Origin of the sequence: Pseudomonas sp. BN515, assembly GCF_029873155.1 — a bacterium.
GTDB lineage: Bacteria > Pseudomonadota > Gammaproteobacteria > Pseudomonadales > Pseudomonadaceae > Metapseudomonas.
Genome location: NZ_SSOH01000081.1, coordinates 68,313 through 82,524 on the forward strand (window position 1 = coordinate 68,313; position 14,212 = coordinate 82,524).

10 protein-coding genes are annotated in these 14,212 nt (G+C 66.0%); 5 read left to right on the forward strand and 5 right to left on the reverse strand.

The features are described from left to right. Positions 1-69: 69 nt before the first annotated feature. From E8E91_RS22900 to E8E91_RS22920, 5 genes are all read right to left on the reverse strand, one after another. Complete coding sequence (locus E8E91_RS22900) at positions 70-2,013, reverse strand: acetyl/propionyl/methylcrotonyl-CoA carboxylase subunit alpha (RefSeq protein WP_280379062.1); 1,944 nt, start codon at positions 2,011-2,013, stop codon at positions 70-72. 2 nt (positions 2,014-2,015) lie between these two features. Continuing rightward, a complete protein-coding gene (locus E8E91_RS22905; protein ID WP_280379064.1) occupies positions 2,016-2,810 on the reverse strand; it encodes a gamma-carboxygeranoyl-CoA hydratase in 795 nt (264 codons plus the stop codon). 108 nt (positions 2,811-2,918) lie between these two features. Then, positions 2,919-4,526 carry a carboxyl transferase domain-containing protein gene (locus E8E91_RS22910; RefSeq protein WP_280379065.1) on the reverse strand — a complete coding sequence of 536 codons (1,608 nt, stop codon included), beginning with the start codon at positions 4,524-4,526 and terminating at the stop codon, positions 2,919-2,921. A gap of 120 nt (positions 4,527-4,646) precedes the next feature. Beyond that, on the reverse strand, positions 4,647-5,810 hold the full coding sequence (locus tag E8E91_RS22915) for an isovaleryl-CoA dehydrogenase (protein WP_280379067.1): 1,164 nt from the start codon (positions 5,808-5,810) through the stop codon (positions 4,647-4,649). Positions 5,811-5,852: 42 nt separating this feature from the next. After that, on the reverse strand, positions 5,853-6,251 hold the full coding sequence (locus E8E91_RS22920; RefSeq protein WP_280349630.1) for a MerR family DNA-binding transcriptional regulator: 399 nt from the start codon (positions 6,249-6,251) through the stop codon (positions 5,853-5,855). Between the two features lie 219 nt (positions 6,252-6,470). On the opposite strand from E8E91_RS22920, the gene E8E91_RS22925 reads away from it, so the two are divergent. From E8E91_RS22925 to E8E91_RS22945, 5 genes are all read left to right on the forward strand, one after another. Beyond that, a complete protein-coding gene (locus tag E8E91_RS22925; protein WP_280379068.1) occupies positions 6,471-8,378 on the forward strand; it encodes a sigma-54-dependent Fis family transcriptional regulator in 1,908 nt (635 codons plus the stop codon). A 154-nt stretch (positions 8,379-8,532) separates the two neighbouring features. Beyond that, complete coding sequence (locus E8E91_RS22930; RefSeq protein WP_280379070.1) at positions 8,533-10,266, forward strand: ABC transporter ATP-binding protein; 1,734 nt, start codon at positions 8,533-8,535, stop codon at positions 10,264-10,266. Continuing rightward, the gene (locus E8E91_RS22935) at positions 10,256-10,930 is read left to right on the forward strand and encodes a peptidase S8 and S53 subtilisin kexin sedolisin (RefSeq protein ID WP_280379072.1); all 675 of its coding nucleotides are present in this window, start codon (positions 10,256-10,258) and stop codon (positions 10,928-10,930) included. Before E8E91_RS22930 ends, E8E91_RS22935 begins: the two co-directional genes overlap by 11 nt. Continuing rightward, entirely contained in the window at positions 10,923-12,212 is a 1,290-nt protein-coding gene (locus E8E91_RS22940; protein WP_280379073.1) for a tryptophan 7-halogenase, read from the forward strand. Before E8E91_RS22935 ends, E8E91_RS22940 begins: the two co-directional genes overlap by 8 nt. A 340-nt stretch (positions 12,213-12,552) precedes the next feature. Beyond that, positions 12,553-13,977 carry a diguanylate cyclase gene (locus E8E91_RS22945; protein ID WP_280379074.1) on the forward strand — a complete coding sequence of 475 codons (1,425 nt, stop codon included), beginning with the start codon at positions 12,553-12,555 and terminating at the stop codon, positions 13,975-13,977. The last annotated feature ends 235 nt before the right edge of the window (positions 13,978-14,212 follow it).

Consider the following 14,212-nt stretch of genomic DNA (forward strand, 5'->3'; position numbering starts at 1 on the left):
TGGTGCGCACGGCGCACCCTACATCCGGGATCTCCCAGGTAGGGTGCGCCGCGCGCACCGGACAAGGCCTCAGGCCTCTTCCAACTCCACCAGCGCGGTGCCTTCGTTGACCAGCTCACCTTCGTTGCAATACAGCGCCTTGACCACGCCGTCGTGGGGCGCGCGGATGCTGTGTTCCATCTTCATGGCTTCGAGCACCACCAGGGCGGTGCCGGCTTCGACCTTCTGCCCGGCTTCCACCAGGACGCGCACGATACTGCCGTTCATGGGCGCCGTCAGCCCGCCGTGGTGGGCGTGGCTGGCTTCGACTTCTTCGATGGGGTCGACGCGGGTGACGCTGCGCAGCTCGCCGTCCCATTCCAGGTAGAGGTTTTCACCGCGGCGGATCGCCAGGTGCTGGCGACGCAGGCCGTCCTGTTCCAGGGTGATCTGCTCGCCCTTGAGCTGGATCGGGCTGGCGGCGGCGCCACGCAGGCGGACCACCTGGCGCTCGTCGCCGCAGGCCAGGTGCAGGTCGGTTTCGCTCGGCAGACCGGCGCGCCAGCCGCTGTTGCGGCTCCACGGCGAGTGCGGGTCGTCCCCGCGTACACGCTCGGCTTCACCCTGGCGGAAGGCTTCTCCGGCTACCTGCCAGAACGCCGGGGGCAGGGCGGTCGGGGCGGGCAGCAATTGCTCCTGGTGACGGGCGATGAAGCCGGTGTCCAGCTCCGCATCAGCGAATGCCGGATGAGCCAGCACGCGGCGCAGGAAGGCCAGGTTGGTCTTGAAGCCGCCGACGGCGGTTTCGTCGAGCATGGCCAGCAGGCGTTGGCGGGCTTCCTCGCGGTTCTCGCCCCAGGCGATCAGCTTGGCCAGCATCGGGTCGTAGAAGGGCGACACCTCGTCGCCTTCGGCCACGCCGCTGTCCACGCGGCGGCCGGGGCCGGCGGAGGCTTCGCGGTAGAGGGCGAGACGACCACTGGCGGGCAGGAAGTCCTGGTCCGGGTCTTCAGCGTAGAGGCGCACTTCGATGGCATGACCGATCAGCGGCACCTGCTCCTGGGTGATCGGCAGCGCTTCGCCACGGGCAACGCGAATCTGCCAGGCCACCAGGTCCAGGCCGGTGATGGCCTCGGTAACCGGGTGTTCCACCTGCAGGCGGGTGTTCATTTCCATGAAGAAGAAGTCGCCGCGTTCATCCAGCAGGAATTCCACGGTGCCGGCACCCACGTAGCCGATGGCCTGGGCCGCACGCACGGCGGACTCGCCCATGGCCTTGCGGATTTCCGGCGAGAGGCCGGGGGCGGGGGCTTCTTCGACGACCTTCTGGTGACGGCGCTGGATGGAGCAATCGCGCTCGTTCAGATAGAGGCAGTTGCCGTGGCTGTCGGCGAACACCTGGATTTCCACGTGGCGCGGCTTGAGGACGTACTTCTCCACCAGCATGCGCGAGTCGCCGAAGGCTGACTGGGCTTCACGCTGGGCGGAGGCCAGGGCTTCCGCCAGCTCGCTTTCGCGCTCGACCACTTTCATGCCCTTGCCACCACCGCCAGCGGCGGCTTTCAGCAGCACCGGGTAGCCGATGCGCTCGGCGGCGGTGCGGAAGGTTTCCAGGTCCTGGGCCTCGCCGTGGTAGCCGGGCACCAGCGGGACGCCGGCGGCTTCCATCAGGGCCTTGGCGGCGGACTTGCTGCCCATGGCGTCGATGGCGGTGGCCGGCGGGCCAAGGAAGATCAGGCCGGCATCGGCAATGGCGCGGGCGAAACCGGCGTTCTCGGAGAGGAAACCGTAGCCGGGGTGGATGGCCTGGGCGCCGCTGGCCTTGGCGGCGGCGATCAGCTTGTCCACCAGCAGGTAGCTTTCCGCCGGCTTGGCGCCGCCGAGGTCCACGGCTATATCGGCCTCGCGCACATGGCGGGCGTTGCGGTCGATGGCGCTGTGCACGGCGACGGTACGGATGCCCAGCGCCTTGGCGGTGCGCATCACGCGGCAGGCAATTTCGCCGCGGTTGGCGATCAGCAGGGTGGTGATCATTGTTATTGCTCCTGCCAGGACGGTTTGCGTTTTTCCAGGAAGGCGCGCAGGCCCTCCTGGCCTTCGGGGCTCACCCGGATGCGGGCGATGGCGCTTTCGGTGTAGCGGCGCAGGTTGGGGCTGAGGACACCGCTGCCGACTTCGCGCAGCAGATCCTTGGTGGCGCTCATGGCCTGCGGGCTGTTCTGCAGCAGGTTGGCGGTCCAGGTTTCCAGCGCCTGATCCAGTTCCTCGGCCGGGTAGCACTCGGCAAGCAGGCCCAATTCACGGGCACGCTCGCCGCTGAAACGCTCGGCGGTCAGGGCATAGCGGCGTGCGGCACGTTCGCCGATGGCCTGGACCACGAAGGGGCTGATGACGGCCGGCAGCAGGCCGATGCGCACTTCGGACAGAGAGAACTGCGCGTCCACGGCGCCGATGGCCATGTCGCAGCAGCTGATCAGACCCAGTGCGCCGCCGAAGGCCGCGCCCTGCACCACGGCCAGGGTCGGGACCTTGAGGTGGTAGAGGTTGTACATCAGCTCGGCCAGCTCGCGGGAGTCGTTGAGGTTGGCGTTGTAGTCGAGCTGGGCGGATTCCTGCATCCAGGCCAGGTCCGCGCCGGCGGAGAAGTGTCGGCCACGGCCGCGCAGGATCAGGAAGCGCACCTTGCCATGTTCCTTGACGGCGTCCAGGGCGAGGATCAGTTCGCGGATCATCCCGGCGTTGAAGGCGTTGTTCTTCTCCGGGCGGTTGAGCCAGAGGGTGGCGACGCCGTTGTCGGCGAAGTCCAGTTGCAGCGTGGTGAAGTCGGTCATGGTCGATCCTGTAGGGTGCGCCGTGCGCACCGAATGCCTGGGGTCCCAGTGAGGGCTGGCTTCCCTCACCCCCGGCCCCTCTCCCAGGGGAGAGGGGAGTTGCATGCATTACATCCGGAACACGCCGAAGGTGGTCCGCTCGATCGGGGCGTTGAGGCTGGCGGAAAGCGCCAGGCCCAGCACGTCGCGGGTCTGCGCCGGGTCGATCACGCCGTCGTCCCACAGTCGCGCGCTGGAGTAGTAGGAATGCGCCTGGCGCTCGTACTGCTCGAGGATCGGCTGCTTGATGCGTGCTTCGTCTTCCGCACTCAGGCTGTGGCCGGCACGCTCGCTCTGTTCGCGCTTGACCTGGGTGAGCACGCCGGCGGCCTGCTCGGCGCCCATCACGCCGATGCGCGCGTTGGGCCACATCCACAGGAAGCGCGGGTCGTAGGCACGGCCGCACATACCGTAGTTACCGGCGCCGAAGCTGCCGCCGATGATCACGGTGAACTTCGGCACCTTGGCGCAGGCCACTGCCGTCACCAGCTTGGCGCCGTGCTTGGCGATGCCGCCTTCCTCGTACTTCTTGCCCACCATGAAGCCGGTGATGTTCTGCAGGAACAGCAGCGGGATGCCGCGCTGGCAGGCCAGTTCGATGAAGTGCGCGCCTTTCTGCGCGGCTTCGGCGAAGAGGATGCCGTTGTTGGCGAGGATGGCGATGGGGTAGCCGTGCAGGTGGGCGAAACCGCACACCAGGGTGGTACCGAACAGCGCCTTGAACTCATCGAACTCGGAGTCGTCCACCAGGCGGGCGATGACTTCGCGGACGTCGAAGGGCTGCTTGGCGTCGGCCGGGATCACGCCGTACAGCTCGTCACTGGCGAAGCGCGGGGCGAGCGGGGCGCGCAGGTTCAGCTCGCCGGCCTTGCGCCAGTTGAGGTTGGCGATACTGCGGCGGGCCAGCGCCAGGGCGTGCTCGTCGCTTTCGGCGTAGTGGTCGGCCACGCCCGAGGTCTTGCAGTGCACGTCGGCGCCGCCCAGTTCTTCGGCGGTCACCACTTCACCAGTTGCGGCCTTCACCAGCGGCGGGCCGGCGAGGAAGATGGTGGCCTGGTTGCGCACCATGATGGTCTCGTCGGACATGGCCGGCACGTAGGCGCCACCGGCGGTGCAGGAGCCCATGACCACCGCGATCTGCGGAATGCCCATGGCGCTCATGTTGGCCTGGTTGAAGAAGATGCGGCCGAAGTGCTCGCGGTCGGGGAACACGTCTTCCTGGCGCGGCAGGTTGGCGCCGCCCGAGTCCACCAGATAGATGCACGGCAGGCGGTTCTGCTGGGCGATGGTCTGGGCGCGCAGGTGTTTCTTCACGGTCAGCGGGTAGTAGGAGCCGCCTTTCACCGTGGCGTCGTTGGCCACGATCATGCATTCCACGCCTTCCACGCGGCCGATACCGGCTACGACGCCTGCGGCGGGCACATCTTCGCCATACACCTCATGGGCGGCCAGCTGGCCGATTTCGAGGAATGGCGAGCCGGCGTCCAGCAGGCGGTTGATGCGCTCGCGGGGCAGCAGCTTTCCGCGCGAGGTGTGGCGTTCCTGGGCCTTGGCGCCGCCGCCTTCATGGATGCGGCCGAGCAGCGTGTGCAGGGCACCGACCTGTTCGAGCATCGCCGCGCTGTTGCGGGCGAACTCCGGGGAACGGGTATTGATCTGGGTGTGCAGGATGGCCATGGATTGCCTCTTTGTTCTTTTCCCCCTCTCCCTCTGGGAGAGGGCCGGGGTGAGGGAAGCCGAGCGTTGCTCCCCTCATCCGCCCTTCGGGCACCTTCTCCCAGAGGGAGAAGGGAGTCATCAGCGGGTTTCGTTGTACAGCTCGCGGCCGATCAGCATGCGGCGGATTTCGCTGGTGCCGGCACCGATCTCGTAGAGCTTGGCGTCGCGCAGCAGGCGGCCGGCCGGGTACTCGTTGGTGTAGCCGTTGCCACCCAGCAGCTGGATGGTGTCCAGGGCCATCTTGGTCGCCATCTCGGCGGTGTAGAGGATCACCGCCGCGGCGTCCTTGCGAGATTCCTCGCCGCGGTCGCAGGCCTTGGCAACGGTATACAGGTAGGACTTCGAGGCGTTCATGCCGGCGTACATGTCGGCAATCTTGCCCTGCACCAGCTGGAATTCGCCGATGGATTGCTTGAACTGCTGGCGCTCATGCACGTACGGCAGCACCACATCCATGCAGGCGGTCATGATCCCGGTCGGGCCACCCGAGAGCACGGTGCGCTCGTAGTCCAGGCCGCTCATCAGCACGGCCACGCCACGGCCTTCCGCACCGAGGATGTTTTCCTCTGGCACTTCGACGTCTTCGAACACCAGCTCGCAGGTGTTGGAGCCGCGCATACCCAGCTTGTCCAGCTTCTGGTGGCGGGAGAAGCCCTTGTAGTCGCGCTCGACGATGAAGGCGGTCATGCCGCGCGAACCGGCGTTGACGTCGGTCTTGGCATAGATCACGTAGGTGTTGGCGTCCGGGCCGTTGGTGATCCACATCTTGTTGCCGTTGAGCACGTAGCGGTCGCCTTTCTTCTCGGCGCGCAGTTTCATCGACACTACGTCCGAGCCGGCGTTGGGCTCGCTCATGGCCAGCGCGCCGACGTGTTCGCCGGAGCACAGCTTGGGCAGGTACTTGAGCTTCTGCTCGTGGGTGCCGTTCTTGCGGATCTGGTTGAGGCACAGGTTGGAGTGGGCGCCGTAGGACAGGCCGACCGAGGCGGACGCGCGGCTGATCTCTTCCATGGCCACCACGTGGGCCAGGTAGCCCATGTTGGTGCCGCCGTATTCCTCTTCCACGGTCATGCCCAGCAGGCCCATGTCGCCGAACTTGCGCCACATGTCCATGGGGAACTCGTTATCGCGGTCGATCTGCGCAGCACGCGGGGCCAGTTCGGCCTGAGCGAACTGGTAGACGGAGTCGCGCAGCATGTCGATGGTCTCGCCGAGACCGAAGTTGAGGGTGGGATAGCTCATCGTTACACCTGTGCTTGTCATTGTCGGTGAGTGGGGGAGGGGTCAGGCGTTGACGCCCTGTTTGCGTTCGGTTTCGGCCATGGCCGCCAGGCAGCGTTCCTCGGCCGTATCCAGTTCCAGCTGCATCTGCTGGATGTCCAGCAACTGCTGTTCAAGCTGCGCGCGGCGCGCGGCGATCTTGCCCATGAAGGTTTCCAGCTGCTTGCGGTTGCCGCTGCTGGGGTCGTAGAGGTCGATCAGTTCCTTGCATTCGGCCAGGGAGAAGCCGATGCGCTTGCCGCGCAGGATGAGCTTCAGCGCCACCAGATCCTTCGGGCTGTAGATACGTTCCTGGCCACGGCGCTCGGGGCTGAGCATGCCTTGCTCTTCATAGAAGCGGATGGCGCGGGTGGTGACGTCCAGTTCGCGGGCCAGGTCGGAAATGCTGTAAGTGGTGGGCATGGAAAGGGCCGTCTCTGTGTTTACCTTTACGTTAACGTAAACCTGTGCCAACCTGACTGTCAACTACGCACCGCAACGGCACGCGACGGCCGGAATGGCTTGATACTTGTTCCTTGCAGCGGAAGTGGCCCGCTCTTTACGGACGCGGGCCGGGGGTGTAGACATTCAAGGCGTGCGACCAACCGCCGGCCCAAGCCGGGGCGCACGCTGGAGCGAGAGATGGCGCAAGACATTCGAATAAAAACCGCTGCCGATCCGTTGCACGAGTCGCGGCAGGCTCGACTGAAACTGGCCAGCGAGGGCGAGTTGCCCCAGGGCGTGCTGCGCGACGAGATCGATGCCTCCTGGCGACGCAGCCTGGAGCACGGCCTCAACTGCCTGGAAGGCGACCAGGTGGGACTGGAGCAGGGCCACGACCTGCAACTGCTGCTGGACAGCAATCGCCTGCTGATCGACGCCGCCACCCCGGAACTCGAATACCTGGTCAGCCAGCAGGGCAAGGGCGGGCTGATCATCCTCGGCGACGCCCAGGCCAACGTCCTCGCCATCGAGGGCCAGACCGAATACCTCAAGACCTTCGGCCTGCGCGACCTCAAGCCCGGCAGCTGCTGGAGCGAATCCCTGCGTGGCACCAACGCCATCGGCACCGCCGTGGTCGAAGGGCGCCCGACGCTGATCAACTGCGGCGAGCACTACCTCGACCGCCTCAGCCCCTTTTCCTGTACCTCGGTCCCGCTGCGCGATCCGCAGGGCCGCGTGGTGGGCGTGCTCGACCTGACCCGCGAAGGCATCATGGCCCAGCCCCAGGACAACCTCTCCACCCTGATGCTGGCGGCCGGAAACATCGAGAGCCGCATGTTCGGCCTCTGCTACCCGGACCAACTGGTGCTGGCCTTCCACAACCGCCCGCAATACCTCGGCAGCGCCTGGCACGGCTTGCTGGCGCTGAGCCTCGACGGTGAGGTTCTGGCCGCCAACGAGCGCGCCTGCGACCTGCTGCAGATTCGCCGCGAAGCCCTGGTGGGACGGCGTTCCAGTGATCTGATCGGCGAGCGCTCGCCGCAGTTCATCGCACGCCTGCTGCAAGGTGGGGTGAGCAGCGTGCAGACCGCCAAGGGCGAATTCTTCTTCCGCGCCTTGCAGGTGCCGCGCCATACCAACCTCAGTGGCCCAGCACCTGCTGCCAAGGCGCCGTCCGCGCAGAAAACCCAGATACTTGAAGAACTGGCCGGCCGCGACAGCCGTTTCGCCCGCGCTCTGCGCATGGCCCGTCAGGGGCTCGCCAACGAGCTGCCGGTGCTGCTGCTGGGCGAGACCGGCACTGGCAAAGAGGTGGTGGCTCGCGCGCTGCACCAGTCCAGCCCGCGTGCCGACAAGCCCTTTGTGGCGGTGAACTGCGCCGCCATTCCCGAGGGACTGATCGAATCCGAACTCTTCGGCTACCGCGAAGGCGCCTTCACCGGTTCTCGCCGGGGCGGCATGGTCGGCCGGCTGATGCAGGCCCATGGTGGCACCCTGTTCCTCGATGAAATCGGCGATATGCCGCTCAGCCTGCAGGCGCGCCTGTTGCGCGTGTTGCAGGAGCGAAGGGTGGCACCGCTCGGTGCCGGCGAAGAGCAGGACATCGACGTTGCGGTGATCTGCGCGACCCACCGTGACCTCAAGCGCCTGGTGCAGGACAAGCACTTCCGCGAGGACCTCTACTACCGCATCAACGGCGTCAGCCTGCGCCTGCCGGCCCTGCGTGAGCGGGACGACCTGGCGGGGATGATCGGCAGCGTGCTGCACAAGTTCGGCGCTACCAACGTCAGTCTCGACAAAGACCTCAACGAGTTGCTGGCCGGCTACGACTGGCCGGGCAACATTCGCCAGCTGGAAATGGTCCTGCGCTCAGCCCTGGCCATGCGTGAAGAGGGCGAGACGGTGCTTGGCCTCGACCACCTCACCGACAGCCTGCTGGACGACCTGACCGCCAGCTGCCGCCAGCCGGGCAGCATCCGCGAAAACGAACTGGAGCTGATCCGCGGCGCGCTGGATCGCCACCAGGGCAATGTCTCGGCCGCTGCCGACTCCCTGGGTATCAGCCGCGCGACCTTGTATCGCAAGTTGAAGCAACTCAGGGGATGAGACGCTGCTGGTGCTCCCATGTAGCCACAAACCTTGTGGGAGCGAATTCATTCGCGATTCGGGCCGTAGGCCCGACAGTTGGACTGGGGACTGCGTTGCAGTCCTTCGCGAATGAATTCGCTCCCACATCAGCTAGCCGAAACTCCTGCATTCCATGACCCGCCTCTTCCTCAAACTCGTAGAAACCAGCGACCCCGACCTGCTGCGCCGTGCCCTGGCCTGGCTCTATGGCTTCGTCCGTCCACAACTGCGCGCCATCTTGGTGCTGCTCGGTCTGTCCCTCGGCGCATCGCTGCTGGTGCTGGCCCAGCCCTGGCTGACCAAGACCCTGATCGACGACGGCCTGCTGGCCAAGGATTTCAGCAAGCTGGTGCAGGTGGCCGTTGCGATGATCGCCGTCGGCATCCTTGGCACGGTGCTGTCCGGCATCAGCCGCTACCTGCACACGCGGCTTTCCGGGCGCATCCTCTTCGCCCTGCGGGACGACCTCTATCGCCACCTCCAGCAACTCTCGCCAGCCTTCTACGGCCGCAAGCGCCTCGGCGACATCCTGTCCCGGCTCGATGGCGACGTGGCGGAGATCCAGCGCTTCGCCGTGGATTCACTGTTCTCCGCTGTCTCCAGCGTCATCGGCCTGATCGGCGCCGTGGCGCTGATGCTGTTGCTGTCCTGGCAACTGTCGTTGCTGCTGGCGCTGTTGATCCCCATCGAAGTGCTCTGGCTGCGCTGGATGCGGCGCAAGGTTGAGCGCGAAGTGCGCAGCCTGCGCGAGCGTTCGGCGGATGTGTCGTCGTTCCTGGTGGAAACCCTGCCGGCGATGAAGTTCATCCAGGCTGCCGGCCAGCAGAAACGCGAGTCGCGCCGCTTGGAAGACTTGGGGCAGGGCTACATGAGCCAGTTGCTCAAGGTTCAGGTCACCGAATTCTTCACCCACGCTGTGCCTGGCACGCTTACCTCGCTGTCCCGCGCCTGCGCCTTCCTAATCGGTGGCTACTGGGTGATCCAGGGCACCTGGCAGCTGGGCGCGCTGATCGCTTTCTCCACCTACCTCGGCATGGCCGTGGGCCCGGTGCAGAGCCTGCTCGGCCTCTACGTGGCGCTGCAACGCATGACCGTCAGCCTTGGCCGGGTGATGGAGCTGCAACAGGAACCCGTGCCGGTACGCCAGCCCGAGACGCCTAAACCCATGCCGGAGGGCAGGGGAGAGCTGCGCCTGGAAGGCGTGCACTTCGCCCATGAACAGCGCGCCGGCGCTGTGCTGCGCGGGGTGGATGCGGTGATTCCCGCTGGCCTCAAGGTGGCCATCAGCGGCGCCTCGGGCGTCGGCAAATCCACCCTGATCGACCTGCTGCAGCGCTTCTACGACCCGGATCAGGGTCGCGTGCTATTGGACGGCGCGGACCTGCGCGAGCTGGACCTGTTCGCCCTGCGCCGACGCATCGCCGTGGTCAGCCAGGACATCGTCCTGTTCCGTGGCACCCTGGCCGAGAACCTTGCCTACAGCGCCCCGGAGGCCACGCGCGATGCCCTGGAACAGGTAGCTCGCCTGGCCCGGCTCGATAGCCTGATCGAATCCTTGCCTTTGGGCCTGGACAGCCCCCTGGGCGAGCGCGGCCAGCAGCTTTCCGGCGGCCAGAAACAACGCATCGCCATTGCCCGTGCCTTGCTGCAAGACCCGCTCATCCTCGTGCTGGACGAAGCCACCTCGGCGGTGGACGAAGCCACCGAGCGCGAGGTGATCGCCGCCATCGACCAACTCTTCTTTGGCCGTACCCGCATTCTCATCAGTCACCGTCCGTCCACCCTGGCCCAGGCCGACATTGCCTTCCGTCTGGAACAAGGCCAGTTGCACAGCCTGGAGCCGGAGCAGGTGAGCCATGGCCACTGAGCTCGCCATCGGCATCATCGACAGCGGCTTTTCGGCTGGGCAGGCCGATCAGGTCGCGCTGGCCAGACGCTTCTGGCTGGACGGCGGGGAGTTGCAGGAGGGCGAATCACAACCCGACGCCCTGGGCCATGGCAGCGTGGTACTGGAGACCCTGATCCGCGAGAGTGGCCCGATCCGGCTCTGCATTGCCCAGGTCTTCGGCGACCGCTGGCAGACCAGCCCACTGCAAATCGCCGCCGCGTTGCACTGGCTGATCGAGCAGGACGTTGTGCTGGTGAACATGAGTCTCGGCCTGCGCAACGACCGCCCGGTGCTGCGCGAGGCCTGTGTGCTGGCCCAGGCTTCCGGCATTCTGCTTTGCGCTTCCAGCCCGGCACAGGGCGAGCCGGTGTATCCGGCCGCCTATCCGGGCGTGATCCGTGTTACCGGCGACGCTCGCTGCGCGCCGGGGCAATGGTCCTGGCTGAACAGTCCCCAGGCCGACTTCGGCGCCCATGTCTCCGCCACCAATGGTGTGGCCGGCTCCAGCGTGGGCTGCGCGGCACTCTCCGGGATCATCGCGGGCTACCTGCAGTCCCAGCCCGGCGCAAGCCGCGAGGCGGTACTCCAGTGGCTACGGGACGGTGCAGTCTTTATCGGCCCGGAGCGCCGTGGCCATGACTGACATCGTCGTACTCGGCGCCGGACCATCCGGCGCGGCGGTGGCCCTGGGGCTGAAGCGACTGGGTTACTCCGTGCGCGTGGTCAGCGAGTGGCGCCGCTTCACGGCAGTAGAAGGCGTCTCCCAGCGAGTGCTGGATGGCCTACGCCAAGCCGGCCTCCAGCGTGCCCTGGCCTGTGCGGCTGCGCCGTCGCCCCGACGCGTGCTGTGGAATGGCGACGGCCAGACCATCAACCAGGAATGCCTGCTGGACCGCCCCCGGTTCGATGCGGCCATCCGCGAAGACCTGCGCGAGGCTGGCATCGAAACGCTGGAAGCCCGCGTTCTGAGGGTGGAAAGCACCGATGCCGGCCATCTTATTCATCTCGACTCCCGCGAACCGCTGCGCGCGGACTTCCTCGTCGAAGCCCGCGGCCGTTCGGCACCGCTCGCCGGTGGCCGCCTGCGCGGGCCGGAAACCCTCAGCCTGCTCAATCAGTGGCAGGAGGCACCGGGCTATCCCGGTTCGGCCGTGGAAAGCCTGCCCGATGGCTGGGCCTGGATGGCGCGCCTGGTCGATGGCCGCTGCTACTGGCAGATCACCCAGGACGCCGGTGGCCTGCCGCCCAAGGACCAGCTGCCGGACTACTGCGCCCAGCGCCGCGCCGAATCCGCCCTGGTGCGCGAACTGTTCGGCGACGCCGCATTGGAGCCGGCCAGCCTCCACGCCCGCAGCAGCACGGCGATCCTCTTCCATGAGGCCAGCGGCCCCAACTGGTTGCGGGTAGGGGATGCGGCGATGGCGGTGGACCCGCTTTCCGGCAATGGCATCTTCCAGTCTCTTTCCTCTGCGCTGCAGGCTCCGGCCGTCATCAACACACTGCTGCAACGCCCTGACCGAGCTGAGTTTGCCCGACAGTTCCACCAGCGCCGGGTCGAGCATCTCTTCCTGCGCTTCGCCCGCACTGGCCGCGACTTCTACGCCCTGGAACAGCGCTGGCCCGACCAACCCTTCTGGCGTGACCGCCGCACTTGGCCAGACGCCGAGCCCATGCACGCCCCGGTGGATTTCAGCCAGGTGAGGGTGGAGAGAGCACCGGTGATTCACGGCGACCTGATTGAAGAGGTGGACGTTGTGATCACGGCCGACCAGCCCTTGGGTATCTGGCACCTGCAAGGCATCGAACTCGCGCCGCTCGTCGCCGCACTCAAGCGAGGGGAACTCAACCAGGCCCTGGCTGGATTGCCCGAGCCGCAGCGTCGCATGGTCCAGGGCTGGCTCCTGTCCCAGGGCTACCGCCCCTGAAGGTTTTCTGCCAAACGCAATGCTCTACCAGGGCAGCCCTTCGGCCTGCTTGGCGATTGAAATCGCCCCTACAGCTGCCGGGCCAAGTCATTCAGCGCGATTCAGCGCGAGGGGCAGATGGGCCTGCTCGAAGCTGGACCGCCTACCCGAACCGCTCTTCCCTGTAGGGGCGAATTCATTCGCCAAGGGCAACAGCGTTGCCCCCTCGAACCAGCACGCCAGCCCACCATCCACTGGGGGTGGCAGAGTGCAGCCCGTCGGTCTTCACTGATTGTAAATTGACACTACGCCAATCAGTCGCGCTAAGTGTCGGAGTAGTCGGCAGTTTCCAGGACATGCCATGAGTGAAGACCAGAAGAATAACGAACGCAGTATCTGGCACGTTTACCAAGGAAAGCTGGGCGCACCTCTGGCGCTCGCGGTGCTCGTATTCATCGGGTGCCTGTTGGGCATCCTCAGCCGTCCGGAAAACCATCTCGCCTCGCTGTGGCTGGCCAACGCCACCATGGCCGGCTTCATGCTCAGGGTGCCGGCCTCGGCGAGCCCGCTTGGCTGGTTCTTCTCGACAGTGGCCTTCCTCGCCGCGGACCTGCTGACCGGTTCCGGGTTGTTCAAGGCGGGGATCCTCACCATCGCCAACCTCATGGGTGTGGCGGCGACCTATTCGGTCTACAAGCGTCTGTCCAAGGGTGTGATGGGTATCCGCCAGCCGATGGCGGTACTTCAGCTCGCCATCGCCGGTGCGTGCGGTGCTGCAGCATCCGGACTGGTGGGGGCGGTCGCCAATCCGCTGCTGTTCGGCGGCGGCATGCTGATCGGCTTCGTCTTCTGGCTGGTCACCGAGTTCGCCAACTACATCGGCATACTGCCCGTCATCCTGAGCATGCCCGAGCCCGCCGCGCTGACGCGAAGGATGGTGACCCACAGCGCCGCACCGATCCGCTGGCGCGGCATGCTCCCGGTGCTAGGGCTGTTCGTCTCCTGCATGGGGGCCATCGTCATCGGCGGCCCTGGCGCCATCGCATTTCCGGTGCCCGCGCTGCTGTGGTGCGCGGTGACCTACTCGGTATTCGCCACCTCGCTACTCACCCTGATGGCCAGCGCCTGGATGCTGATCAACTTTTCCCACTCCTTTCCTTACGATGAGTCGCTGCTCATCTCCCTCCGGCTTGGCGTGTTCCTGATCGTCCCCGGCCCGATCATGCTGTCCGGCGTGATGCAGAGTAATAACAAGCTGCTGAGTACCCTCAAGCAGATGGCCGCGCGCGATGGCCTGACCGGCGTGAGCAACCGCCTGGACTTTCTCGACAGGGCACAGGAGCAACTGAATGACGTCTCGTCCTCCGTCGGGGTAATGATGATCGACCTGGATCACTTCAAGGAGATCAACGATACCCACGGCCACTCCGCTGGCGACGCCGTGCTGATTGCGGTAGCGGGGCGCATCCAGCGTTGCCTGCGGGGCAGTGACTTGCTGGGCCGCCTGGGTGGGGAGGAATTCGCGATTCTGATTCCGGGCCGCTCTGCCGAAGAACTCATCGCCGTGGCCGAGCGTATTCGGCACACGGTGGCGGATTCCAAGGTCGGCCTGCCAAACCACACATCGATCCCGGTCACCATGAGTATCGGCCTCGTGGTGGTCGAGAATGGCAGCGGTTTGAGCATCGAGCGCCTGCTGATCGAGGCCGACCTGGCGCTCTACAAGGCCAAGAATGCCGGGCGCAACCGGGTGGTGCTTTCCGGTGCACCTGAGCCGGTCAGTTGAGGCGTCGATGCTTGTGGCGATCACTAGCAGGATGAATCCGATCCGGTAGGGTGCGCCGTGTGTTCAGCCGGTATACATGGGTAACGCTTGTCGGGAGACATGGGTAACGGGTGGATAGTCATGGCTTGGGTTGCCTGAGATCAATCTGGCGCACGGTCTTGTGGATGAACACCACGTCGAAGACGCCGTCGGTCGCGGTCGGACGGATGGCAACCCGCTCTCCCGCCAGGCCGCC

Excerpts from the sequence above, each read along its gene's own strand:
- E8E91_RS22940 (WP_280379073.1), top strand. The coding sequence starts at position 10,923 with ATGACTGACATCGTCGTACTCGGCGCCGGACCATCCGGCGCGGCGGTG.
- E8E91_RS22915 (WP_280379067.1), bottom strand. The coding sequence starts at position 5,810 with ATGAGCTATCCCACCCTCAACTTCGGTCTCGGCGAGACCATCGACATG.
- E8E91_RS22900 (WP_280379062.1), bottom strand. The coding sequence starts at position 2,013 with ATGATCACCACCCTGCTGATCGCCAACCGCGGCGAAATTGCCTGCCGC.
- E8E91_RS22905 (WP_280379064.1), bottom strand. The coding sequence starts at position 2,810 with ATGACCGACTTCACCACGCTGCAACTGGACTTCGCCGACAACGGCGTC.
- E8E91_RS22930 (WP_280379070.1), top strand. The coding sequence starts at position 8,533 with ATGACCCGCCTCTTCCTCAAACTCGTAGAAACCAGCGACCCCGACCTG.
- E8E91_RS22925 (WP_280379068.1), top strand. The coding sequence starts at position 6,471 with ATGGCGCAAGACATTCGAATAAAAACCGCTGCCGATCCGTTGCACGAG.
- E8E91_RS22910 (WP_280379065.1), bottom strand. The coding sequence starts at position 4,526 with ATGGCCATCCTGCACACCCAGATCAATACCCGTTCCCCGGAGTTCGCC.
- E8E91_RS22920 (WP_280349630.1), bottom strand. The coding sequence starts at position 6,251 with ATGCCCACCACTTACAGCATTTCCGACCTGGCCCGCGAACTGGACGTC.
- E8E91_RS22935 (WP_280379072.1), top strand. The coding sequence starts at position 10,256 with ATGGCCACTGAGCTCGCCATCGGCATCATCGACAGCGGCTTTTCGGCT.
- E8E91_RS22945 (WP_280379074.1), top strand. The coding sequence starts at position 12,553 with ATGAGTGAAGACCAGAAGAATAACGAACGCAGTATCTGGCACGTTTAC.